Source organism: Herbihabitans rhizosphaerae, assembly GCF_004216555.1.
GTDB lineage: Bacteria > Actinomycetota > Actinomycetes > Mycobacteriales > Pseudonocardiaceae > Herbihabitans > Herbihabitans rhizosphaerae.
This window is the reverse complement of sequence record NZ_SGWQ01000002.1, coordinates 92,162-116,935: the sequence shown is the minus strand read 5'-3', so window position 1 is coordinate 116,935 and position 24,774 is coordinate 92,162. Positions and strand designations below refer to the sequence as shown.

Sequence of the window (24,774 nt, the reverse complement as noted above, 5' to 3'; positions counted from 1 at the left end):
TCGATCGAGGAAGACGTGGCCGACGTGGGTGTGGTGACAGAGCAGCCCGGCCCGGTGCACTCCGGACCCGAGGCCGCCGAGGTCACCCGCCTGCGCCGCCGCCGAGTGGTCGGCATCGTCGTGCTGGCCGCGGCGATCCTGGTCGCCGCCGCCGTGTCGCTGGCCGTCGGCGCTCGAGGGCTCAGCCTCGCCGAGGTGTGGCACGGGCTGTTCGCCGATACGGGCAACGACCCGGCGGCCAACGAGATCACGCTGATCGTGCAGACCGTGCGCGTACCGAGAACGGTCCTCGCGATCGTCGCCGGCATCGCGCTCGGCGTCGCCGGCGCGCTGATCCAGGGGCACACCCGCAACCCGATCGCCGACACCGGCCTGCTCGGCATCAACGCCGGCGCCTCGTTCGCCGTGGTGCTGGCGATCTTCCTGTTCGGCTTCCAGAACCCGGTGCAGTACGTCTGGTTCGCGTTCCTGGGCGCGGCGGCGGCCGGCACGGTCGTGTTCGGACTGTCCAGCCTCGGCCGGGGCGCCGGGAACCCGCTCACCCTCGTACTCGCCGGCCAGGGCATCGCGATCTTCCTGGCCGCGATGACCACCGCGGTCGCGCTGGCCGACAAGGCGTCGCTGGACGCGCTGCGGCAGTGGAACGCGGGCTCGGTGGCCGGAGTCGGCTGGGGCGTCATCTGGATCGCCGCGCTGTTCGTCGTCGTCGGTCTGATCCTGACGCTGGTCAACCTGCCCTCGATCAACCTGCTCAACCTGGGCGACGACGTGGCACGCGCACTCGGCGCGAACATCGCGCTGAGCCGGACCATCGGCATGCTCGCGATCACGCTGCTGGCGGGTGCCGCGACCGCGGCCTGCGGCCCGATCACGTTCCTCGGCCTGATGGTCGCGCACCTCGCCCGGTACCGCACCGGGCCGGACTTTCGCTGGCTGGTCCCCTACGCCGGGCTGCTCGGCGCGGTGATCCTGCTGGTCTGCGACGTGATCGGCCGGCTCGTGGCGCGGCCGGACGAACTGCAGGCGGGCATCGTGGTGGCGCTGATCGGCGCGCCGTTCTTCGCCGCGCTGGTGTGGCTCGGAAGGTTCAAGCGGACGTGATCGACGACCTGGAGCGTGACACCACGGCGGACGTCCCGCCCGGCCTGCGGGTGGGACGGCTGTCGCTGGTCTGGCGGCCGTGGGGCGTGCTGGTCTCCGTGCTGCTGCTGGCCGCGACGTTCCTGCTGTTCTGCCTCTCGATCGGGCTCGGCGACTTCCAGATCGGTCTCCCCCAGGTGATCAGCACGATCTTCGGCCAGGGCGACCGGCTCGACACGTTCGTGATCATGGACCTGCGGATGCCGCGCGCACTGGTCGGGTTGATCACCGGGTTCGCGCTGGGCATCGCGGGCGCGCTGACGCAGTCGATCGCGCGCAACCCGCTGGCCAGCCCGGACGTACTCGGCATCACCTGGGGCGCGAGCGCGGTGGCGGTGTTCCTGGTGACCGTGACCGGCGGCGCGGCCAGCACGATCACCAACACGATCGGCCTGCCGGCGGCGGCCCTGATCGGCGGTCTCGGCACCGGCCTGCTGGTGTACTTCCTGGCGTGGCGGCGCGGCATCGACGGGTTCCGGCTGATCCTGATCGGCGTCTCGGTCAGCGCCGTGATGGAGGCGATCACCACCTGGCTGCTGGTCACCGCCGACATCCGCGATGTGGCCCGCGCGCAGGTGTGGCTGGTCGGCTCGCTGGAGGAGCGGTCCTGGCACGAGGTCTGGATCGCGCTGTGGTGCACGGTCGCGCTGGTGACCGTCGTGCTCGCGGTCGCGTTCCACCTCAAGCCGATGCACTTCGGCGACGACGTCGCGTCCGGCCTCGGGATCCGGCTGGCCCTGGTCCGGGCGATCCTGCTGCTGTGCGCGGTGCTGCTGGCCGGCGTCGCGGTGAGCGCGGCCGGCCCGATCCCGTTCGTCGCGCTGATCGCACCGCAGGTCGCCATGCGGCTGCTGCGCTCCCCCACGCCGCCGCTGCTGGCCGCCGGTGTACTCGGGGCGCTGCTGCTGCTCGGTGCCGATCTGGTCGCGCGGACCGTCCTGCCGATCTCGCTGCCGGTCGGGATCGTCACCGCGATGATCGGCGGTCCGTTCCTGGTCTACCTGCTGGTCCGGGCGAACCTGAGGAGGGACGCATGACCGTTCAGAACGGCGAGATCACCCGACTGGGGACGCGCGGCGTCACGGTCGGGTACGGCGACACCGTCGTGCTCGACGGGCTGGACGTCAGCATCCCGCCGGGTGTGATCACCACGGTGATCGGCCCCAACGGCTGCGGCAAGTCCACGCTGCTGCGGACCCTGTCCAGGCTACTCAAGCCGAGGCGCGGCACGGTCGTGCTGGACGGCGGCGACATCGCCAAGCTCAAGACCAAGGACGTGGCCAAAAAGCTGGGGCTGCTGCCGCAGGCCCCGGTCGCGCCGGAGGGGCTGACCGTCGCCGACCTGGTGGCCCGGGGCCGCCACCCGCACCAGAGCTGGATCCGGCAGTGGTCCTCCGACGACGCCGAGGTGGTCCAGAAAGCCTTGGCGATGACCGGCGTCGGCGACCTGGCCACCCGTTCGGTGGACTCGTTGTCCGGCGGGCAACGCCAGCGGGTGTGGATCTCGATGACGCTCGCGCAGGGCACCGACCTGCTGCTGCTCGACGAGCCGACGACCTATCTGGACCTGGCGCACGCGATCGACGTGATCGATCTCATCGACGACTTACACGAGACGGGCCGCACCGTGGTGATGGTGTTGCACGACCTGAACCTGGCCGTGCGCTACAGCGACAACCTGATCGTCATGAAGGCCGGATCCATTGTGGCCCAAGGACATCCGCGCGACGTGGTGACCGACGAGCTGCTGCACGAGGCGTTCGGACTGCGCGCGCGGGTGATCGAGGACCCGGTCAGCGACCGGCCGCTCATCGTGCCCATCGGGCGCACACACGTGACGTTTCGCACCGACTTGAAAGGCTAGCCTTACCTTAATAGCGTCTGTATGGTTTGCCTGCCCTAAATGGGTGGTTTCGGATCCGCACGACGAGAGGTGTCGCATGCTGTCCTCCCGAACGAGAGTCACGACGGCCTGGAAGCGCACTGGTATCGCGCTCACCGCCATCGCCGCCACGGCGGGTTTGCTCGCGGGATGTGGATCGGAGAGCTCCGGCGGCGCACCCGCCGACACCGAGAACCTCAGCATCGCCGGCGCCACCGCCGGCACCTTCCCCACGACCGTCGAGCACGCGTTCGGGACCACCGAGATCAAGCAGGCGCCCAAGCGGGTCGTGTCCCTCGGCTACACCGACGACCAGGCCATCCTCGGCTACGGCATCAGGCCCGTCGGCATGGTCGACCAGTACAGCAACCCGCCCGGCCAGAGCCCCGACATCAACACCCAGTGGCCGTGGGTGAAGGGCGTCTGGGCCACCAACAAGCCCGAGGTCATCATGACCAACGGTGACCCGGCGCCGAACTACGAGAAGATCGCCGCGCTGCGTCCGGATCTGATCGTCGCCGTGTACTCCGACATCGACCAGGCCGCCTACGACCGGCTGACCAAGATCGCTCCGACGGTCGGCCGCACCAAGGCCGAGAAGGAGCCGTTCAGCGCGCCGTGGCAGGACAACGCGCTGCAGATCGCGAAGGCGCTGGGCAAGCCGGACGAGGGCGCGAAGGCGATCAAGGCGATCGACGACAAGTTCGCCGCCGCCCGCCAGGCGCACCCGGAGCTCGCCAGCAAGACCGCGGTCGCCGTGTCCTGGTACAAGAACTCGATCGCGCCGTTCACCACGACCGACGTGCGCGGCCGGATCCTCACCAACCTCGGTTTCAAGGGCGTGACGGAGATCGACAAGATCGCCGCCGGCAAGTTCTACACCACGCTGTCGCCCGAGCGCGTCGACCTGATCAACGTGGACCGCATCTTCGTCATCGGCGACCAGGCCGACCAGCAGGCGCTGAAGAACTTCCCGCTGTTCGCCAACCTGCCGGCGGTGCGCGAAGGCCGGGTGTCCTACGTGCTCGACAGCGAGGAGCCGGCCGTGGGCGCGGCGATGTCGCAGAGCACCGTCCTGTCCCTCCCGTACGCGATCGACGAGATCGTCAAGGCAGCCAAATAGGAGTTTCGCGATGTCGGAGAACCCGTTCGACGACCAGGACGGCCGGTTCTACGCGCTGGTCAACGAGGAGCGGCAGTACTCCCTGTGGCCGGCGTTCAAGGAGGTGCCGGCCGGCTGGGAGATCGCCTTCGGTGACACCGGCGGCTCGTCGCGCCAGGAGTGCCTCGACCACATCGAGGCGAACTGGACCGACATGCGGCCGGCCAGCCTGCGAGCGTGACCGCGACCGACGTTCAGCCCGAGCGGCAGGCACTCCGCACCGCGACCGGCCGGGAGGCGGTGCGCTGGATCGGTGCGAACCTGCGCGCAAGGCCGTGGCTCACCTCGACCACCGTGCTCACCACGGTGGTCGGGGCGCTGCTCCAGGTGGTGCCGATCCTGCTGCTCGGCCGGGTCGTCGACGGGGTGGTCGGCGGTGAGCCGCGATCGATGCTGGTGTCGATCGGCGTGGCCATCGTCGGCGCCGCGATCGCCGCGGCGGTCCTCACCGCCGCGTCGACCTACCTGATCGGCCGGCTCGGCGCGGAGTTGCTGGCGCGCCTGCGGGAGGGCGCGGTCCGCTCCGTACTTGGCCTGCCGAGCACCCGCGTCGAGCAGGTCGGCCGGGGTGACGTGCTGTCCCGGGTCGGCGACGACGTGGCGGTCATCTCCAAGGGCATCCGCACGGCGATCCCGACGATCTTCTCCTCCGGGGTGCTCGTCGGGATCGCGACGATCGGCATGTTCGGGCTGGACTGGCGGCTGGGCATCGCGGGCGCCTGTGCGCTGCCGATGTACGCGGTGGCGCTGCGCTGGTACCTGCCGCGCTCCGCGAAGCTCTACCGGGCGCAGCGCGAGGCGCAGGCGGATCGCGCGCAGGCGCTGATCAGCGGCCTGGACGGGATCGCCACCGTTCGCGCCTACCGGTTGGAGGAGACCTTCCGGAACAAGGTCACCCGCGAGTCGTGGCGGGTGCGCGACCTGGGCGTCGAGGTGTTCCGGTTCTTCGGCCGGTTCGTCGGGCGGGAGAACCGCGCCGAGTTCATCGGGCTGTCGCTGATCATCGTGGCCGGGTACTTCCTGCTGGACGCCGGAATGTCCACGCTCGGCCAGGTATCGGTGGCGCCGCTGCTGTTCCACCGGCTGTTCAACCCGTTGGGCGCCATCATGTTCACCTTCGACGAGGCGCAGAAATCGGGCGCCAGCATGACCCGGCTGGTCGGCGTGCTGTCCGAGTCCGATGGCGACCGGCTGGTGCGCTCGGCCGCCGTGGCCGATCTGGACGCCGGCGCGTATCCGGTGGTGGTGCGCGGGTTGACCTTCGGCTATCCCGACTCCGAGCAGCCGGTGCTGCACGAGGTCGACCTGGAGATCCCGGCCGGGACGTCGCTCGCGCTCGTCGGGGCGACCGGTGCGGGAAAGACCACGCTCGCCGCGCTGATCGCCGGCATCGGCACGCCCCAGCACGGCTCTGTCCACATTGGACAGACAGACCTTGTCGACCTGGACGAGGCGGACGCGCGCTCGCTGGTGAGCATTCTCACCCAGGAGGCGCACGTGTTCGCCGGCACGCTCGCCGAGGACCTGCGCCTGGCCGCGCCCAAGGCGACCGACGAGGAGCTGACCGAGGCGTTGCGCGTGGTCGGCGCCGGCGGCTGGGTGGACGCGCTGCCCGACGGACTCGACTCGGTCGTCGGCGAGGGTGGCGAACGTCTCGACGTGACCAAGGTCGCCCAGATCGCGCTGGCCCGCCTGGTCCTGGGCCGTTCACCGGTCGTGGTGCTGGACGAGTCGACCGCCGAGGCGGGCAGTCAGGGCGCCGCCGAACTCGAACGGGCTGCGCTGGCCGCCTGCCGTGGCCGCACCACTCTGCTGGTCGCGCACCGTTTGACGCAGGCCATGGCGGCGGACCGGATCGCCGTACTGGAAGCCGGCCGCATCGTCGAGCAGGGCACGCACGAAGAGCTGGTCGCGCTGGGTGGGCGCTACTCCCGGCTCTGGACCGCGTGGCGACGGGCCAGCTAGTGTCGATCGCGGTTAGGTAAGGCTTACCTGGGATTTGGGAGTCGTGAAGTGCTGCTCTCGACAGAGCGGATCGCCGAGATCCAGCGCCGGACGGACGAGTACTCCCCCGGAACCATCGCGGCCGCCAGCGCGATCGCGTTGGCGTACTGGGCCGAGGGCGCGAGCCTGCGGGTCGACGGCCTGGACGTGACCGCGGCGACGCTGTTCGACGAGATCCTCGCGTGGGTCGACAAGTCCGCCGAGCACACGCGGTGGGCGGTCGAGACGCCCCAGAACGGTTGGGCCATCACGGTTCCCGCCGAGGTGTCGCTCGACGACGCCCGGCTGGCCCTGGACGACCTGGCCGAGTTCCCCAACCGCCCGGTCGGCACGATCGGCCCGGACAGCACCGCGCTCCGACTGGAGACGCTCGCGCGTTGGAACGACACCGACGCCCCGCGCGAGCGCCCGACCATCGTGGAGATGTTCCGCGAGCAGGCGCGCCTGCGTCCGGACGCAACCGCGGTCGTGGACGGCGATCGGTCGCTGTCCTACCGGGAACTGCTCGACCGCTCCAACCAGCTCGCCCGGCACCTGATCGACCGGGGGCTCACCGCCGAGCAGGTGGTCGGCATCTCGCTCGGACGGTCCGCCGAGATGGTGGTCGGCCTGCTCGGCGTGCTCCAGGCCGGATGCGCGTTCGTGCCGCTGGACCCGCAGTGGCCGGCCGCGCGGCGCGCCGTCGTGATCGCGGACGCGCGGGCCGTGCTGCAGCTCAACGACTCCGGCGAACGGCCCGAGGGTGAACCCGACGCCGTACCGGTCGATCTCGGCGAATGGCGGTTCGGGCACTACCCCACCGAATTGGTCGACATCGCGATTCCCGGGCCGGCGCTCGCCTACGTGATGTTCACGTCCGGTTCGACCGGCCGCCCCAAGGGCGCGATGATTCGGCACGAGGCCATCAGCGAGCGGCTGCTGTGGCAGGTGCACGAGATCCTGAAATTCGGAATCGACGACGCGTCGTTGTTCAAGGCGCCGTTGTCCTTCGACATCTCGATCAACGAGATTTTCCTGCCACTCGTCTCCGGCGGCCGAGTGGTGATCGTGCCGTCCGGCGGGGAACGCGATCCGCACCATTTGCTGCACACGATCGCCGAGAATCGCGTGACATTCGTGTATCTCGTGTCGTCCATGCTGGACGTGCTGCTGGAGATCGCCAAGGGCGGTGATCGGCTGGACAGCCTGCGGCACGTGTGGTGTGGCGGCGAGGTGCTCACACCCGAGCTGTACGAACGGTTTCGCACCCAGCTCGACATTCCCATGTACCACGGCTACGGCCCGGCGGAGACCACGATCGGCGTCTCGCACGTCATCTATCGAGGCGAGGCGGAACGGCTCTCCACGTCGATCGGAAAGGCGAATCCGAACACCGAGTTGTACGTCCTCGACGAGGAATTGCGGCCGGTACCCACCGGTGTCGGCGGCGAATTGTACGTCGGCGGATTCCTGCTCGGCCGCGGCTACATCAACGCGCCCGCGTTGACCGCCACGAGATTCGTGGCGAATCCGTTCAAGAACGACGGCTCGCGCCTTTACCGGACCGGCGACCTGGCCCGATTCCATCCGGACGGCTCGCTCGATTTCCTCGGCCGCGCGGACAACCAGGTCAAGATCCGCGGCATGCGGCTGGAGACCGAGGACGTGGAGGTGAGCCTCGCCGAGCACCCCCGGGTGCGGCACACCTGCGTGGTCGCCAAGAAGAACTCCGCGGGCGGGACCTACCTGGTCGGCTACGTCGTCCCGGCCACCGGCAGCGAGGACCTGCGCGCCGACGAGATCAAGACGTGGGCCGCCGAGCACATGGTCGAGTACATGGTGCCGGCGCACATCGTCGTGCTGCCCGAGTTTCCCTTGACTGCCAACGGAAAGCTGGACCGCCGAGCACTCCCCGAGCCGACCGTCGAGACGCACGAGCTGACCCCGCCGGCCACCGACGACGAGCGCGCCGTCTGCGCGGCGGTGGCGTCCGTGCTGCGGCTGCCGAGGGTCGGCGCCGACCAGAACTTCTTCGAGCTGGGCGGCGACAGCATCCTCGCGATCTCCCTGCTGAGCACGCTGCGCGACGCGGGCCTGTTCGTCACGGCCACCCAGATCTTCAAGCACATGACTCCCCGCGATCTGGCAGCGGTCGCCAGCCGGGAGGACGCGTCGGTCGACCACGACGACGTCGCGACCGGGCCGATCACCGGATCGCCGATCACGCGGTGGCTCGGCGAGACCACCGACGCGATCGACGGGTTCGTGCAATCGGTCGTGGTCAGCACCCCGGACGGCCTGACGCCCGAGGCGCTCGGCGAGATGCTCGACGCGCTCGCGCGACGGCACGACATGCTGCGCGCCAAGCTGATTCGCGGTACCGCGTGGGGATTCGAGGTACCCCAGCACGAGACACAGCACGGCACCGTGCCGTGGTCGAAGAGCGACGAGCCGCTCGAAGACTGTGTCGCCTCGGCATCCGCCGGACTGGACCCCGACGCGGGCGTGATGCTGACCGCGGTGTGGCGCCGCGCGGCACGGCAACTCGTGTTGGTCGCGCACCACGTGATCATCGACGGCGTGTCCTGGCGCGTCCTGCTGGACGATCTCGCGCTGGCCTGGCGCCAGCTCGACACGGGCGAGCCGATCAACCTGCCCGCGGTCGGCACGTCGTTCCGCCGCTGGACGCAGTTGCTGGAACTGGCTGCTGGCAACGGGTTCGCGGCCGATCTGGAGTACTTCCGCCGTCCGCTGCCCGACATCGATCAGCCGCTCGGCCGGCGTGCGGTCACCGAGTCCGACACGGTCGCGACCGAGCGGACCCGCGTGGTGACCGTTGACCCGGCCACCACGGCCGCGCTGCTGACCGAGGTGCCGGCAAAGTTCCACGGCCGGGTCAACGACGTGCTGCTCACCGGGCTGACCGTGGCACTCGCACGCTGGCGCCGCGATCAGGGCCAGGCGCAGACGTTCGCGCACGTCGAACTGGAGGGGCACGGCCGCGAGGGGCGGCACGTGGCCGCCGCGGTCGGGATCGAGCCGGAGCTGTCGCGGACGGTCGGCTGGTTCACCACGCTGTGCCCGGTCACCGTCGACCCGGGCACTGCCGACTGGACCAACCCGGCGCGCCTGTCCGCCGCGTTGAAATCAGTCAAGGAAGACCTCGCCCGCCTCCCCCGCAACGGCCTGTCCTACGGCGTGCTGAACCACCTCACCGACGAGGAAATCGGCCAGCCGCAACCACAAGTGCTGTTCAACTACCTCGGCCGGTTCGAAGGCGGCGAGGGTGGCGAATGGCGGATGACCGGCACCACCGAGCAGCTCGGCGAGAAGCGCGATCCGGCCATGCCGCTGCCCCGCGCGCTGGAGTTCAACGCCATCGCCGAACCGGGTGCCACCGGCGAACTGGAGCTGGCCACGGTCATCTCCTGGCCCGACGGCGTGTTCACCGACGACGACATCACCACGATCGGCGACCACTTTCGCGCCACACTCGAAGCACTCGCCACGCTCGACCACGGCGGGCACTCCCCCAGCGACTTCGACCTCGTGCCGCTCACCCAGGCCGACGTGGACGCGCTGGACGGCCCGGCACTGCGCGACATCCTCCCGCTGAGCCCGCTGCAGGAGGGCCTGTACTTCCACTCGATCTTCGACGACGACTCGGCGCACAGCTACGTCGAGCAGCAACTCCTGACGCTGCAAGGAAATGTGGACGCCGAGCGGCTGCGGGCGGCGGCCACCCGGCTGCTCGCGATCTACCCGAACCTGGCCGCCCGGTTCGTCGGACTCGCCGACGGGCGCGTGGTGTCCGTACTCGACGGCGGGCTGGCGCCGGCGTTCACCACGCTGGACCGCCCCGGGATCACCGACGACGAGATCCGCGCCTACGCCGACCGCGATCGCCGTGCTGGATTCGACCTGTCGACCGGCCCGCTGATGCGCTTCACGTTGATCAGAACCGGCCCGACGCGCTCGGTGCTGGTGCAGACCGTGCACCACATCATCGCCGACGGCTGGTCGGTGCCGCCGATGCTGCGTGCGCTGCTGGCCGAGTACACCGCACCCGGCACGGCGTATACACGCGGCGGCTACGCGGACTACGTGCGCTGGCTGGCCGGCCGGGACGCCGACGAGGGCGACTGGGTGTGGCGCGAGCAGCTCGCCGATCTGCCCGGCCCGTCACTGGTCGCCCCGGACCACACGCCGTCGGCCACCTTCGCCGAGACCACGGTGCCGATGGGCGAACTGCCGCCGGGCGTGCCGGTGAGCGCGGCGGTGCACAGCGCGTGGGCAGTGACCCTCGGCGGCATCCTGGGCACCGACGACGTGGTGTTCGGCTCGACTGTGTCCGGCCGCGACGCACCGGTGCCCGGCATCGAGGACATGGTGGGCCTGTTCATCAACACGATTCCGGTGCGCGTGCGGTGGACTGGGAAAACGACCGCACGCGACCTGATCGACTCGGTTACCGAACACCAGACGGCGGTGCTGGAGCACCAGCACGTGTCACTGACCCGGATCGGACGGCAGGCCAACACCAGCGGCGCGCTGTTCGACACCCTGGTCGTGTTCGACGTCGCAACCGACACCGCCGAGCTGCGCGACGCGGGCGGCGACATCACGGTGACCGAGATCGTCAACGACGGCGCGCCGCACTATCCGCTGACCCTGGTGGTCGAGGGCCGGGAGCGGTTCAACCTGATCTACGACGGCACGGTGCTGCGCGAGGCCACCGCCCGGTCGATCCTGCGCACGTTCGTCGACACGCTCACCACCCTGCTCGCCGAGCCGGAGCAGCCCGTCGCCACCCCGACGCTCGCCGCCCGCACGCCCGCACCCGTCGAGCCGAAAACGTTGGCACAGCTGTACGACGCCGCCGCCGAGCGCGATCCGGCGGCCACCGCGCTGACCCTGTGCCGGCTCGACGGCGGCACCCGATCGCTGACCTACGAGGAGCTGTCCGCCGCGAAGAATCGGCTCGCCTCGGCGCTGCACACGCTGGGCATCGGGCCGGGCAAGCGAGTGGCGATCGCGCTCCCCCGATCGCCAGAACAGGTGATCGCGCTGATCGCGGTCGCGACGGCGGGCGGCGCGTACGTGCCACTCGATCTTGCCTACCCGGACGAGCGGCTGGAGTACGTCCTCGGCGACGTCGCGCCCGAAGTGGTGCTGGTGGAGCGGGACCAGCGGGAGCGCTTCGAGCGGCTGCTGGCCAACGCCGGGGTGTCCGCGCGCGTCTTCGTCGAGGGCGACGAGATCGACGCGGACGGCCCGGTGCCGGCCCCCATGGACTGGACGAACCCGGCATACGTGATCTACACGTCCGGGTCGACCGGCAAGCCCAAGGGCGTCGTGGTGTCGCACGCGAACGTGGTGTCGCTGCTCGCGAACACCAAGCAGGACATGGAGTTCGGGCCGCACGACGTGTGGACCCAGTTCCACTCGTACTCGTTCGACTTCGCGGTCTGGGAGCTGTGGGGCGCGCTGTGCCACGGCGGCCGGCTGATCATTCCGGACCACGGATTGACCCGCTCGCCGGTCGACTTCCACCGGCTCGTCTGCGAGCGCGGGGTGACCGTGCTCAACCAGACTCCGTCGGCGTTCTACCAGTTCGCCGAGGCCGACCGGCAGGCCGACCGCTCGCCGAACTCGTTGCGCCGCATCATCTTCGGCGGCGAGGCACTGGACCTCGGCCGGCTGCGCGGCTGGGTCGAGCGGCACGGCACCGGATCACCCGAGCTGGTCAACATGTACGGCATCACCGAGACCACGGTGCACGTCACGCACCGGGTGCTCGGCGACGACGACTTCGCCGAGAGTGACGTGAGCCCGATCGGCGGGCCGGTCCCCGGTCTGGTCACCTACCTGCTCGATGATCAACTGCGGCCGGTCGCGCCGGGACAGATCGGCACGATCTACGTGGCCGGCGATCAGGTGGCGCTCGGCTATCTGGGCAAGCCGAGCCTGACCGCGAGCCGGTTCGTGGCGAACCCGTTCTCCGGCAACGATTCGCGCATGTACTACACCGGCGATCTCGCGCGCAGAACGCTGGACGGCGAGCTGGAATTCGCCGGCCGCGCCGACGATCAGGTGCAGCTCAAGGGCTTCCGCATCGAGCTGGGCGAGGTGGAGACGGCGCTGCGCGAGGTGGACGGTGTGGTCGACGCGGCGGTAACCGTCGCCGACACCGACGATCACCTTGTGGCGCATGTCGTCGGGCACGCGCCGGTCGATCTCACCGCGCGGCTGGGTGCCACGCTGCCCGCGCACATGGTGCCGCAGCGGGTGATCACGGTCGACGCGCTGCCGCTGACCATCAACGGCAAGCTGGACCGCACAGCGCTGACCGCCGGTGCCGCACGTGCGGAAAAGCCCCGCGAGGCAACGGATTCCGCGCTCACGACACTGGTCGAGATCTTCGCGGACGTACTGCCCGAGTCCACTGTGGACGGTGACACCGACTTCTTCATGGCCGGCGGCGACAGCATCATCGCGATCACGGTGGTCAACCGGGCCAGAGCGCTCGGCGTGCCGATCGCGCCGCGCGACGTGTTCCTGCGTAAGACGCCGCGCGCGCTGGCCGCCCACTGCGGGGTCCAGCCGGTCGCACAGCCCGAGCCCGTGGCTGACGGCCCGGTCGCCCCGACGCCGATCATGTTGCGGCAGCGGGAAATCGGCGGCCCGCTCGCCGGGTTCGCCCAGGCGCGGACGCTCACCGCGCCGGACGGCACCGGTTTCGCGGACGCAGAACGCGCGGCCGCCGAGGTCGTCGCCGCGCACGCCGCCCTGCGCCTGCGGCTGCACATCGACAACGGCATCTGGTCGCTGCGCACCGATCCGGACCGAGAGGTCACGGTTGACCGCGCCGATTCGCCCGCGGTGGCCGACGAGCTGGCCGCCCGGCTCGATCCCGAGGCCGGCAGCACGATCGCGTTCGCCTGGATCGAGAGCAGCCGCACGCTGGTGATCGTGGCGCACCACCTGGCGGTCGACGCGATCTCCTGGCTGGTGCTGCTGGACGACCTGGCGACGGCGATGCGCGGCGAAACCCTTGCGGCGCCGACCACTCCGTACGCCGCCTACGCCGACGCGCTCGTGATCCAGGCGCAGTCCGGCGTCGACAGCCTCGCCACCTGGATCGACACGCTCGCCGCTCCCCCGCTGCTCCCCGAGGTCACCAGCCGGCGCGAGATCACCGTCGAGCTAGCACCCGAGATCACCGACCGGGTGGCGCGCATGGCCCCCGCCGCACTCGGCATCGGCCTCACCGAGCTGCTCCTCGGCGCGCTGCGCACCGCGCTCACCGAGATCCACCCGGACGACCTGGCGATCGAACTCGAACGGCACGGTCGGGTGCCCGTACTCGAACACCACGACTACGCGCGCACGGTCGGCTGGTTCACCGCGATCGCGCCGCTGCGGCTGACCGCGCACACCGACCCGATCGCGGCGGCTCGCGAGATCACCGACCGGCAGCCGGACGAGCGCGCGCACCTCGCCTACGGCCAGCTCCGCTACCTCAACCCGCAGACGGCGAATCTGCTCGGCGAGCGGCCGCAGGTGTTGTTCAACTACCTCGGCCGGGGCACCGAGGACGACACGCTGCACCTCGACGCCGGCGATCAGCCCAGCCCGTACGCCGTCGAGGTCAACACCTGGCTGGACGGGACGACCGGTGCCCTGCACGCGTCGTTCCACCTGGCCGACGGCGTACCCGACGAGTTGACCGAGCACTGGACACGCGCGCTGGAGCGGATCGCGGACGGCGCGGAGACCGCCGAACGCACCGCACCGGTCTCGCCGCTGCAGCGCGGGTTGTACTTCCAGGCCGAGTTGGCCGGTTCGGCCGGCCACTACGTCGCGCAGAGCTGGTTCACCTTCGACCGGCGCCTCGACACCGACGCGCTGGCCGACGCGATGGCGCACGTGATCGCGCGACACCCGGTGGTCGGCGCCGGGTTCAGCACCGACGACACCGGCGCGCCCGTGCAGATTTTGCGGCCCGGCATCCGGGTTCCGGTGCACACGGTCGACCTGCGCGGCGAGCCGGACGGCACGCTGGAGGCGCTGCGCACCGAGGACCGTGACACCGGCTTCGACGCGAGCGCACCGCCGCTGGTGCGGCTCACCGTGGTGCGGCTGGACGACAAGCACGACGGCCTGCTGCTCAGCTACCACCTGCTGCTGTGGGACGGCTGGTCGCGCGCGGTGGTGCTGCGCGATCTGTTCGACGCGTATCGCACGATCGTCGACGGCGGCGTGCTCGACTCCACGCCGGCCACGCCGAGTTTCGACGCGTACACCCGCGCGTTGGCGGCGAAGGATTCCGTTGCGGCAGAACAGTTCTGGGCCGCGAATCTCGCTGATCTCCCCGGCCCGACCCTGCTCGCCGGCGAGGCGCCGAAGCTGTCCGACGCGCTGCCGAGCAAGATCACGCACTCGCTGTCCGTCGAGGAATCCGAGCGGATCCGCCAGGCCGCGCGGCGGCACGGTGTCACGCTCAACTCGGTACTCACCGGCGCGTTCGGCCTGTTGCTCGGCAGCGAAACCGGCCGGGCCGACGCGGTCTTCGGGATCACCGTGTCCGGCCGCGAGGCCACGGACATCGGTGACACGACTGGCGACTTGTCAGGGATCGTCGGCGTCCTGCTGAACACCGTGCCGACACGCACCAAGGCCCGGCCGGACGACACCGTCGAGCGGTACCTGGCCGGCGTGCAGGCCGACCGGGTGGCCGCGATGGAGCACGATCACCTCGGCCTCGGCGAGATCCAGCGCGCCAGCGGCCACGACCAGCTCTTCGACACGCTGTTCGTGCTGCAGAACTTCCTCGACGAGGAAGAGTTCGCCGCGATGAACTCCGCGCACGGCATCACCGATGTCGACGCGGAGGACTCCACGCACTACCCGTTCACCTGGGTGGTCACCCCCGGCGACCGGCTCGCGATCAAGCTGGAGTACCGCGACGAGATCACCGACGCGGCGACCGCCCGCCGGATGCTGGACGACTACCTGCGCCTCCTCGACGCACTGTCCACATCGGACGGACTGGTCGGCGCGCTGCCGAGCACCGGCCCCGCGCCGGCGATCTCCGAGCGCACCGACATCACCACCGACACGGTCGTGGACCGCTTCGACCGCGCGGCCGACGCCAACCCGGACCGGATCGCACTGGTCGCGCACGGCGACACGATGACCTTCGCGCACCTGCGGGACCGCACCCGGGAGGTCGCCGGAGTGCTTGCCGCGCAAGGGATCGGGCCTGGCAGCACGGTCGCCATCGCGGTCCCCCGGTCGCTGGACTCGATCGTCGCGCTGTTCGCGATCCTGCGCTGCGGCGCGGCCTACGTGCCACTCGAACTGGATCACCCGGACGAGCGGATCGCCGCGATCGTCGCCGACGCGCGCCCCGACCTGATCCTCACCGTGAGCGCCGTGGTCCCCCGCATCGTCGGCGCGGAACTGCTCGAACTGGACCGTCCGCTGCCGGCCGCCGAACCCGTCGTGACGTTCACCCCGGAGGACCCGAACCGGCTGCGGCACGCCGCGTACACGATCTACACCTCGGGCTCGACCGGCAAGCCCAAGGGCGTGGTGACCGAGTACGCCGGCCTGACCAACATGCTGATCAACCACCAGCGCCGGATCTTCGAGCCGGTGCTGGCCGAGCACGGCCACCGCACGTTCCGCATCGCGCACACCGTGTCGTTCGCCTTCGACATGTCGTGGGAGGAACTGCTCTGGCTCGCCGACGGCCACGAGGTGCACATCTGTGACGAGGAGCTGCGCCGGGACGCCACGGGCCTGGTCGCCTACTGCCTCGAACACCGCATCGACGTGATCAACGTGACGCCGACCTACGCGCAGCAACTGGTCGCGGAGGGCCTGCTGGACGACGCCGAGCGCCGGCCGCCGCTGATCCTGCTCGGCGGCGAGGCGGTCACGCCCACGCTGTGGCAGCGGCTCGCGGACACCGACGGCGTGGTCGGCTACAACCTGTACGGGCCGACCGAGTACACGATCAACACGCTCGGCGTCGGCACGTTCGACTGCGCCGATCCCGTTGTGGGCGTGGCGATCGACAACACCGACGTGTACGTGCTCGACCCGTGGCTGCGGCCGGTGCCCGACGGCGTTCCGGGCGAGCTGTACGTGTCCGGAATCGGGATCGCCCGAGGATATCTGGGCCAGGCGGCACTCACCGCCGAGCGATTCGTTGCCTGTCCGTACGTGCCCGGCGAGCGGATGTACCGCACCGGCGACCTGGTCCAGCGACGCCCCGACGGCAACCTGATGTACCTGGGCCGCACCGACAAGCAGGTCAAGATCAGGGGGCACCGGGTCGAGCTGGGCGAGGTCGAGGCGGCGTTCGCGGCGCATCCGGCGGTGCGGTTCGTCGCCGCCGTCGCGCAGTCCGATCCGCAGGTCGACGGCGCCTACCGGCTCGCGGCCTACCTCGTGCTGGACGACACCGATCTGGCGGTCGTCGCGGCCGAGGTGGGCGCCGGCCTGCCCGACTACCTGCGGCCCACGCACTACGCGCGGGTCGACGCGATTCCCTTGACGGTCAACGGAAAAGCCGACACGACGGCGTTGCCGGAGGCCAAGCCACTCGGCGCGCTGACCGGCGGGAGGCGCGCGCCCAGCACGGAGACCGAGACGATTGTCTGCGAGCTGTTCGCCGAGGCGCTCGACCTTGACGACGACGAGGTCGGGGTGGACAGCGACTTCGTCTCGCTGGGCGGTCACTCGATGCTGGCGGTTCGGCTGATCGGGTTGTTGCGCCGCGAGTTCGGGCCCGTGATCACCATTCGTGACCTACTCTCGCTGGGCACACCGGAAGCGATTGCCTCTCACCTTGATGACTGATCAGAACGACGCCCGCACAGGTTCGGCGATTCTTCGGCTGGCGCTGCGCCGTAACCGAGGCGCGATGGCCGCCGGCACGGTGCTGATGGGTATGTACCAGGCCGCCGAGACGGCTGTGCCCATCGTGCTCGGTGCCATCGTCGAGTTCGCGATCCGAGGCGGGAACCTCGGCTCGCTCGGGCTGTCCGTTCTCGCGCTCGCCGCGGTGATCACGACGGTGTCGATGTCGTGGCGGTTCGGCATGCGCATCCTGCAGAAGGCCAACACGACCGAGGCGCACCGGTGGCGGGTGCGGGTGGCCGGGTGCGGGCTGCAGCCCGTCGCGCAGGACGTGGATCTCAAATCGGGCGAGGTACTGACCATCGCCACCGAAGACGCCGACCAGACCGCCGACATCATCGAAGTGGTCCCACTTCTGGTCAGCTCACTGGTCGCGGTGTTGATCACGGCGGTCGCACTGGCCATGGCCAGCATCTGGCTCGGCCTACTGGTGATCTTCGGGACCGCCGCGATCCTCGCCGTGCTGAGCCTGATGTCGCGGCGGATCGGGTCGAGCACCAAGGAACAGCAGGCGCGCGTGGCCCGAGCCGGCGCGAAGGTGTCCGACCTGATCGCCGGGCTGCGGCCGCTGCACGGGTTCGGCGGCAGCCACGCGGCGTTCGTCGGCTACCGGAAGATGAGCACGCAGGCCAAGAGCCAGGCGATCACGGTCGCGCGGGCCAACGGCACCTACGCCGGCACCGCGCTCGCCCTCAACTCCGTGTTGGCCGCCGCGGTGACACTGATCGCCGGCTGGTTGACCTTCGACAATCAGATGACAATCGGCCAACTCGTCATGGCGGTCGGGCTGGCGCAGTTCATCATGGAGCCGCTCAAGCTGTTCTCCGAGATGCCCAAGTACGTGATGATGGCGCGCGCCTCGGCCGACCGAATGGCGCTGGTGCTCGCCGCCCCACCCGTGATGACGCCGGGAGATCAGCCGTCACCATCGGGCGGGCGCCTCGAGTTGGACGGCGTGCGCCACGGGTCGCTGCGCGAGGTGACGTTCGACGTCCCGGCCGGCGCCTTCGTCGCGATCGCGGCCCACTCCCAGCGCACCGCCGCCGAACTGGCCGCGATCCTCGCCGTCGAGGTGCCGCCGGCCGACCACGACGGTGTGGTCCGAGTGAACGGCCAGGCGATCGCCGAGCTGTCCGTCGACAGCGTGCGCGCGACACTGCTGGTCAACCCCAGCCACAGCGAGGTCTTCGCCGGCACGCTGCGCACCAACATCGACCCGTCCGGCACGAGCAAGCTGGTACCCGAAGCGGTCGAGGCCGCCATGCTGACCGACGTCGTGGCACTGCACCGCGACGGTCTCGACTACGGCGTCCGTGATCGCGGTGCCAACCTCTCCGGCGGCCAGCGCCAACGGCTGGCCCTCGCCCGCGCCCTCGCCGCCGGGCCCGACATCCTCGTGCTGCACGATCCGACCACAGCGGTCGACGCGGTCACCGAGCAACTGATCGCCCAGCGCGTGGCGAAGCTTCGAGCCGGCCGCACCACCATCGTGATCACCACGAGCCCGGCACTGCTGGACGTCGCCGACCGCGTGATCGTGCTCGACGACGGCGCGGTCGCCACCGAAGGCGTGCACCGCGACCTGCTCACCACCGACGACGCCTACCGCCTCGCCGTCGCGCGCTGAGCGCCCACTGGGCGCACGAACCAACCCGGGAGCGGGGTGCCGCGTCTGGTGGATGTGGCTGGTGGCAGAGAGCTTGCATGGGACGGATGCGTCAACGTTCGTGATCTGGGCGGGCTGGGGCGGGTCCGACTGGGTGCGGTGGTCCGGATGGAGGCGCCAGCGCGCTTGAGCGAGGCTGGGTGGGCGGCGGCCTGGGCGTACGGGGTCCGCACCGTCATCGATCTGCGCCACGCTGACGAGTGCGGGCAGGACCGCGCGCCGAGACCTGCGGGGATCACGACCGTGCGGGTACCGCTGGATCCAATCGGCACGCCGTTCTACGAGCACTGGGAAAAGATCGACAACCTGGCCTCGCCGCTGTACTTCCCGGAGATGCTGGCCGAGCACCCGGAGCCGGTGGTCATCGCCCTCCGGGCTATCGCCACCGCCGCGCCGGGATGCGTCGTATTCCACTGCGCCGGCGGCAAAGACCGAACCGGGCTACTCGCCTTGGTGTTGCTTACGCTGGCCGGAGCGACGTCGGAAGAGATCATCGCCGACTATCTGCTGACCTACGACCGGATGAAACAACGGTACGACGAACTCGGCTTCCGCGACCAACTCGCCGCGGTGAGCGAGATCGTCGCGAAGCACAACACCACCATCGAGGCGTCGCTGACCTCGACGATCGCATCGCTGACGATGCCCGACTTCCTCCTCGAGAACGGTCTGTCCGACACTGAACTCGCCGCCCTGCGGACCCGCTTGACTACCTGAACCACAAGCTGCGCACCGGCAGAACCACCATCGTGATCATCACCAGCCCGCCCTGCCTGGAGTTCAGTTGGTATCGACCGTGTGGCAGAACGGCGGCCACGGTCAGCGCCGAGGCCCTTGCCGGATTGAAGGTGCAGACCAACTGTGCCCTGCCAACTGGCGGCCAAGCTTGGTCCGGACCAGCGCCACAAGCTTTTTGCAAGGGGGCTGTGTGAGCATGTTCAGGGGTAAGACGTTTTGCGGCCAGGGGGTGGATGCCGCACCAGGGCCGCGACCGAAATCGGAAGCGATGGTATTACGATGAGAAATTTGATGAGAGTGGCTACGTCCACACTAGCGGGTGTAGCGCTGCTGGTAGGACTCAATGTTTCTCCAGCAGGCGCGGACACCGCAACCGGTCCTGTCAACGGGTTGGCAGATGCTTCTGATGCATGGCCTGGCTGCACTAATTGGGACAGCGGCATCGGCTGGGCAACGCTTTTTAACAGATCTTGCGGAAGAAACATCCCCCTGGAGCTGTACGTTCGGAATGTCCATACCGGTGAGGTCACCTGGCACAGTAATGCGTGTGCGCCACCCAGGGGAACGGTTAGGCGTGAATTTCCCAGCGACTGGAGATTCTATCTGTGGATCCTGAGGTCTGGCAGTTGTTAGCAGTGGCTTAGTGGTCGATTTAAGCACCGTTCTGGAAGACGAGCAGGTGGTTGGTCTCGTATTGCGGTCCGTCGTCGAGTGAGGGCAGCGCCGCCTCGATCCGGGCGAAGCCCTCTTCGACGGCCTCCTCGCTCATGTGCTCGAAGAGCGAGACGGCACGCAGCTTCAGCCGCTCGAGATCCTCGGCCAAGCTCGCCGAACGAGGCCAGGTGACTTCGTCACGAGAGGCGAGCGTCCACCCGGCGCCGGCGAAGTCGGCTATCACCTCGTCCTGGGACCGGAACTGCGCCGTGTCGACCTTCTTCCATTCGGGCACGACCCGGAACCACCAGGTGTCCGGCATCCGGTCGGAAAAGTTGACCTGCACGAGCAGCGTGCCGCCTGGCTTGACGACCCGGCGCAATTCCTGAGCGGCGCGCTCGTGATCGGCTACGTGGTGCCAGACGAAGAACAGCAACGCCGCGTCGCACGAGGCATCCGGCAACGGAATGTGCTCGGCGGACCCGGCCGAATACGTGACGTCGGGATGGCCGGCTTCGGCAAGGGCTCGAGCACGCATCTTGTCCGACGGCTCGACCCCGTGCACAGGGCCGCCGAACGCATTCGCCAACGAGGGGGTCAGCCGGCCGGCACCCGAGCCCAGGTCGAGCCAGGCCAGTGGTCGTGACTGCGGCAGGTGGCGGGCGAACGCCTCCATCCAGGTTCGTAGTGCGTCGGGCGACATCCGCCGGCCGGCGGTGTAAACCGCGTGCAGCCGTGCGTCGTAGTCGATCTTCTCCATGCCGCCTCCAACTGTCAGTCCCGCAGCGCCCAGGCGACGTCGCGGACGAGTGGGTGCCGCCAGCCGGCGCGGTCGTGGGCCGAGGTCGATCGGGACACGCGCACGGTGGCACCCGCCTCTTCGGTCAGCTTCTCGACGAGTTCGCAGTGCGGCAGCATCTCGGTCTCGTGCTCCCCCACATCGAAGGCGACGCGCAGCCGGGACAGGTCCACCTTCGTGAGGCGCTCGGCGATGTCACCGCCGAGTGGGCCGTCGAATGAGTCGTCCTGGCGATTCGCTCGCCACCAGAACGAACCCGACTGGCAGGCGACGCGGGAAACGAGGTCCGGGAATTCCAGTGCGGCATAGAACGCGCTGAGCCCGCCGTAACTCTGGCCGGCGACCACCAGCTTTTCCCGATCGATCGCCACGCCGTTTTCCGACAGAAGCGGCATCAGCTCGTCGCGAATCGCTTTCCACAATGTCGGGTTGCACGCGAATTCTGCCTCGCGAGAGTTCGGGGTGGGCAGGAAAACGAGCGTCGCGGGCGGCATTTCTCCGGCGGTCACGGCCGATTCGAACGCGGTCATCGCCGGGTGCACGTGCATCCAGTCGTCGCCGTCCAGCAGGAGCACGGTCGGATGCGGACCGGCGCCGTCCGGCTGGTGGACGCGGACGGTGCGGCGACCACCAAACAGGGTGCTGATCCAGCGAATTCTGGTCCGTGGCAAGGGAAGCACGTCGTCCGGCCCGACCACCGGCCAGTGCGGCTGCTCCTGCGCGTCGGGCGTGGCGAAGATCGAACGGTCGATCCCGGCGGCGGCCGGGTTCAACGGGTCGGCGTCGTGGCCGTCGTCGGTCCGGTACTGGTAGGTCACCCGCAATCGCGCGGGCATCGGCACTTCCGCGTACCAGCAGTCCGAATCTTCCCATTGCCGGAGTTTTATCGTGTCCGACCAGGACTCGAACCACAGCGTGGCCGGTGATCCGCGCCACAGAAACAACGTCGACCAGCCGTCGGAATCGGGAACCGGCACCGGCCCGTGCACGGCATTCCAGAATTCATCACTTCCCGGTTCCGCCGACAGGCCGAACCGCGAAAAAGGTTCCCGCATCGTGCTCCTACAAACCCAGCCGGGTGGCGAGCTGGTCGAGATGGAAATCGGCGTCGCCGTGGTTGAGCGCGGCGGCCGTGGCATGTCGAAGATACCGGTGCAGCTCGTGCTCGGCGGTGAACCCGATGGCACCGTGCACCTGGTGGCCGAGCGCGCACACCCGCTCGTAGGCGTCGCTGACGAATGCCTTCGCCGTGTTGATCTCGGTGCCGGCATCTTGCCCGGTGTCGAGTTTCCACGCCGCCTCGTAGGTGGCGAACCGCGAGCCCAACACGTCGATCGCCATGTTCGCGCAGTGGTGCTGCACCGCCTGGAACGTGCCGATCGGCTTGTCGAACTGGCGGCGCTGCGTGGCGTAGTCCACCGTCATGTCCAGCACGGCCTGCGCGCCGCCGACCATCTCCGCGCAAGTGAGCACGGTGGCGTACGCCGTCACCGCGTCCACACCGTCGGCGAGAACCCGTTGTGCCGCAACGGAAACACCGTCGAACGTGACCGAGTACATTGGCTCGTTGCCGACCACGTCGAGGCGCTCGCGGGTGATCCCCGGCGTGCTGACGTCGACCAGAGCAACCACCGTGCCGGCGATCACCAGCAGCTCGGCAGCCTCGCCGGCGAACGGAACGAACAGCGCACGACCGTCCACCGTGTACCCGTCGCCGGCCGGTGTCGCGGTCAGGTCGGACCCCTCGGCACCCCAGTGCCCGCGCGCGAGGGCGATCGTCCGGCCTTCCACGATCGCCGGCAGCACGTCCTGCTTCTGTTGCGGGGTACCGAATTCAGCGATCGCCAGCGCGGCCGCGACGGTCGGCGTGAACGGCGTGGCCACCCCGGCGCGACCCAACTCCTCGGCGAGCAGGCACACGTCCAGGAAGTCCGAGCCGACGCCGCCGGAGTCCTCCGGCAGCGCCAGCCCGGTCCAGCCGAGGTCGACGATCTCCTTCCACAGCTCGGATCCGTCCGCGCCGGCGCGCCCGGCGAGGAACTCCCGTGCCGTGGATTGGACCAGCTGTTGGTCCTCGGTGAGTGTGAGGTCCACTAGGCGTCCACCGGGATCTTGTCGGACCGGACCCACACGCCCGGCTTCTCCTCCCAGAACAGCTGCACCAGCACACCGCCGGTCTGCTTCGGGTGCACGAACGTGTGCTTCCAGGCCGCGCCGTCGGTGACACCCTCCTCGTCGTCGAACGGCTCGATCCCGTGCTGGGCAAGGGCAGCGCGCGCCGCGTCCCAGTCGGCGACCTGGAACGTGATGTGGTGCACCGCCGTGCCGTTCTTGGCCAGGAACCGGTCGATGAACGAGTCCTCACCGCGCGGCATGATGATCTCCCAGCACACCGAGGACCCTGGAATGTTCAGCACCAGGTCGGCCATGTCGGGCAGCTCGTCGATCGGCGTCTTCCAGATCGGCAGGAACCCGGCCAGGTCCGCGTACCACTGGGCGAGCGCCTCACGGTCCGGGTAGGCCTGGCAGATGTGATCCATGGTGACGATCCCGACCGCCGGACCGTCCACTTCGGACACATCAGAATCGCTGACCGGCACCGCGTTCTCGTCACCGGCGAGCGCCAGACTTCCGATGCCGCGCAACCGAAAGCGCACCCCAGGCCCGTGCTCCGGCGGGGTCAGCGACGTCTCGATCCAGCCGTGCCCGGAGTCCACATAGGACAGCCCGCGCTTGTCCAGCTCGGCGCGCACCGCGTCCAGATCGGGCACCTCGGCGCCGACGTGGTGGAACCCCGGCCTGCCCTTCTGTTCGTCCAAAGTGGACTGCAACGGCGAGTTCTCGCCGGACGGGGCGAGCACCACCCAGTCCTGACCCCAACTGCCGGGCACGGCGAGCCGCACGCCCTTGACACCCTGCTCCGGGTTGTCCCAGCGACTCGTCGGCCGGAACCCGAAGACGTTGCGCAGCAAGGAAACCTGGCCGTCCAGGTCGGGCGTCACCTGTGCGACGTGGTCGATCCGATAGATCCGCATGGAGTGACTCCTTCCTCAGGATGGGTGGGGTTCGATCCAGTCATAGCCGCTCTGCACGAGTTCCTTGACCAGGCGCAGGTTGTACCGGTTCATCGCGGCGATCCGCGTTGCCAGCTCCTCCACCCGCGAGTCGAACTCGTCGGCGGCGTAGATGTCGTTGATCAGACCCAGTTTCAGCGCGCGCTCGGCGTCCAGCCGCACGCCGGTGAACAGCATCTCCATCGCGCGGGCCTTGCCGATCCGCTGCGGCAGCCGCTTCACCCCGCCCCAGCCGGGCGCGGACCCGCCGAACTCGGGCTGGTCCGGGTCCTCCTTGCCGTCCATGAACTTCGGCTGGTACGGCGGCTTCGCGGACAGGGTGATCTCCACCAGCCCCATCTTCGCGTTCTCGTGCGCCACGATGAAGTCCGCGCCCAGCGCCAGCTCCAGCCCGCCGCCCACGGCGTAGCCGTGCACCGCGGCGAAGACCGGAATGGACAGCCGCGACATCATCGCGAACGTCTTCTCGCCGAGCCGGCCCTGCTCGATCCGGTCCTTCTTGGTCAGCCCCTCGGACCAGTCCAGGTCCATCCCGGCGCAGAAGGCCCTCTCCCCCGCGCCTCTGAGCACGGCAACGCAGACGTCCTCGTCGTCATCGATCTCGGTGAACGCCCGGCGAAGCTCCTCCATGGTGCCCGGAGTCAGCGCGTTCAGCTTGTCCGGGCGGTTGAGCGTCAGCCAGGCGACTCGGTCTTTGATCTGTACGTCAAGGGTCTCGTACATGTGCTCCTTCTCTTTCTCTTC

Annotated in this window: 14 protein-coding genes; 9 read left to right on the top strand and 5 right to left on the bottom strand. The window is 69.4% G+C overall.

What is annotated here, in order from left to right:
* Positions 1 to 15: 15 nt before the first annotated feature.
* The 9 genes from EV193_RS06065 to EV193_RS06025 all read left to right on the top strand — a co-directional run bounded on the left by EV193_RS06065 (position 16) and on the right by EV193_RS06025 (position 19,482).
* On the top strand, positions 16 to 1,101 hold the full coding sequence (locus EV193_RS06065) for a FecCD family ABC transporter permease (protein WP_242613176.1): 1,086 nt from the start codon (positions 16 to 18) through the stop codon (positions 1,099 to 1,101).
* Positions 1,098 to 2,177: a FecCD family ABC transporter permease gene (locus EV193_RS06060; protein ID WP_242613175.1), complete on the top strand. Its 1,080-nt coding sequence runs from the start codon at positions 1,098 to 1,100 to the stop codon at positions 2,175 to 2,177. The genes EV193_RS06065 and EV193_RS06060 overlap by 4 nt, the downstream gene beginning before the upstream one ends.
* The gene (locus EV193_RS06055) at positions 2,174 to 3,004 is read left to right on the top strand and encodes an ABC transporter ATP-binding protein (protein ID WP_130343018.1); all 831 of its coding nucleotides are present in this window, start codon (positions 2,174 to 2,176) and stop codon (positions 3,002 to 3,004) included. Before EV193_RS06060 ends, EV193_RS06055 begins: the two co-directional genes overlap by 4 nt.
* Before the next feature lie 76 nt (positions 3,005 to 3,080).
* Positions 3,081 to 4,145, top strand: coding sequence for an iron-siderophore ABC transporter substrate-binding protein (locus EV193_RS06050; protein WP_130343017.1), 1,065 nt, complete (start codon positions 3,081 to 3,083; stop codon positions 4,143 to 4,145).
* A 10-nt stretch (positions 4,146 to 4,155) separates the two neighbouring features.
* Positions 4,156 to 4,365, top strand: coding sequence for an MbtH family protein (locus EV193_RS06045; protein WP_130343016.1), 210 nt, complete (start codon positions 4,156 to 4,158; stop codon positions 4,363 to 4,365).
* Complete coding sequence (locus EV193_RS06040) at positions 4,362 to 6,149, top strand: ABC transporter ATP-binding protein (protein ID WP_130343015.1); 1,788 nt, start codon at positions 4,362 to 4,364, stop codon at positions 6,147 to 6,149. Before EV193_RS06045 ends, EV193_RS06040 begins: the two co-directional genes overlap by 4 nt.
* Positions 6,150 to 6,197: 48 nt before the next feature.
* Complete coding sequence (locus EV193_RS06035) at positions 6,198 to 17,039, top strand: non-ribosomal peptide synthetase (RefSeq protein ID WP_165401258.1); 10,842 nt, start codon at positions 6,198 to 6,200, stop codon at positions 17,037 to 17,039.
* Positions 17,032 to 18,726, top strand: coding sequence for an ABC transporter ATP-binding protein (locus EV193_RS06030; RefSeq protein ID WP_207222528.1), 1,695 nt, complete (start codon positions 17,032 to 17,034; stop codon positions 18,724 to 18,726). Before EV193_RS06035 ends, EV193_RS06030 begins: the two co-directional genes overlap by 8 nt.
* Positions 18,727 to 18,762: 36 nt before the next feature.
* A complete protein-coding gene (locus EV193_RS06025; RefSeq protein ID WP_341273140.1) occupies positions 18,763 to 19,482 on the top strand; it encodes a tyrosine-protein phosphatase in 720 nt (239 codons plus the stop codon).
* A 673-nt stretch (positions 19,483 to 20,155) separates the two neighbouring features.
* Here the strand turns inward: EV193_RS06025 and EV193_RS06020 are convergent.
* From EV193_RS06020 to EV193_RS06000, 5 genes are read right to left on the bottom strand one after another with little or no spacing between them, the layout of a single operon-like run.
* The gene (locus tag EV193_RS06020; RefSeq protein ID WP_130343013.1) at positions 20,156 to 20,917 is read right to left on the bottom strand and encodes a class I SAM-dependent methyltransferase; all 762 of its coding nucleotides are present in this window, start codon (positions 20,915 to 20,917) and stop codon (positions 20,156 to 20,158) included.
* Between the two features lie 14 nt (positions 20,918 to 20,931).
* Positions 20,932 to 22,011, bottom strand: coding sequence for an alpha/beta hydrolase-fold protein (locus EV193_RS06015; RefSeq protein WP_130343012.1), 1,080 nt, complete (start codon positions 22,009 to 22,011; stop codon positions 20,932 to 20,934).
* Positions 22,012 to 22,018: 7 nt separating this feature from the next.
* Positions 22,019 to 23,050 carry an acyl-CoA dehydrogenase family protein gene (locus tag EV193_RS06010; protein ID WP_130343011.1) on the bottom strand — a complete coding sequence of 344 codons (1,032 nt, stop codon included), beginning with the start codon at positions 23,048 to 23,050 and terminating at the stop codon, positions 22,019 to 22,021.
* Positions 23,050 to 23,991: a VOC family protein gene (locus EV193_RS06005; RefSeq protein WP_130343010.1), complete on the bottom strand. Its 942-nt coding sequence runs from the start codon at positions 23,989 to 23,991 to the stop codon at positions 23,050 to 23,052. Before EV193_RS06005 ends, EV193_RS06010 begins: the two co-directional genes overlap by 1 nt.
* 15 nt (positions 23,992 to 24,006) lie before the next feature.
* Complete coding sequence (locus EV193_RS06000) at positions 24,007 to 24,753, bottom strand: enoyl-CoA hydratase/isomerase family protein (protein WP_130343009.1); 747 nt, start codon at positions 24,751 to 24,753, stop codon at positions 24,007 to 24,009.
* Positions 24,754 to 24,774: the final 21 nt, after the last annotated feature.

Bases quoted from the DNA above. Each gene is read 5' to 3' on its own strand.
- EV193_RS06030 (WP_207222528.1), top strand. From the start codon at position 17,032: ATGACTGATCAGAACGACGCCCGCACAGGTTCGGCGATTCTTCGGCTG.
- EV193_RS06015 (WP_130343012.1), bottom strand. From the start codon at position 22,011: ATGCGGGAACCTTTTTCGCGGTTCGGCCTGTCGGCGGAACCGGGAAGT.
- EV193_RS06055 (WP_130343018.1), top strand. From the start codon at position 2,174: ATGACCGTTCAGAACGGCGAGATCACCCGACTGGGGACGCGCGGCGTC.
- EV193_RS06050 (WP_130343017.1), top strand. From the start codon at position 3,081: ATGCTGTCCTCCCGAACGAGAGTCACGACGGCCTGGAAGCGCACTGGT.
- EV193_RS06045 (WP_130343016.1), top strand. From the start codon at position 4,156: ATGTCGGAGAACCCGTTCGACGACCAGGACGGCCGGTTCTACGCGCTG.
- EV193_RS06005 (WP_130343010.1), bottom strand. From the start codon at position 23,991: ATGCGGATCTATCGGATCGACCACGTCGCACAGGTGACGCCCGACCTG.
- EV193_RS06020 (WP_130343013.1), bottom strand. From the start codon at position 20,917: ATGGAGAAGATCGACTACGACGCACGGCTGCACGCGGTTTACACCGCC.
- EV193_RS06000 (WP_130343009.1), bottom strand. From the start codon at position 24,753: ATGTACGAGACCCTTGACGTACAGATCAAAGACCGAGTCGCCTGGCTG.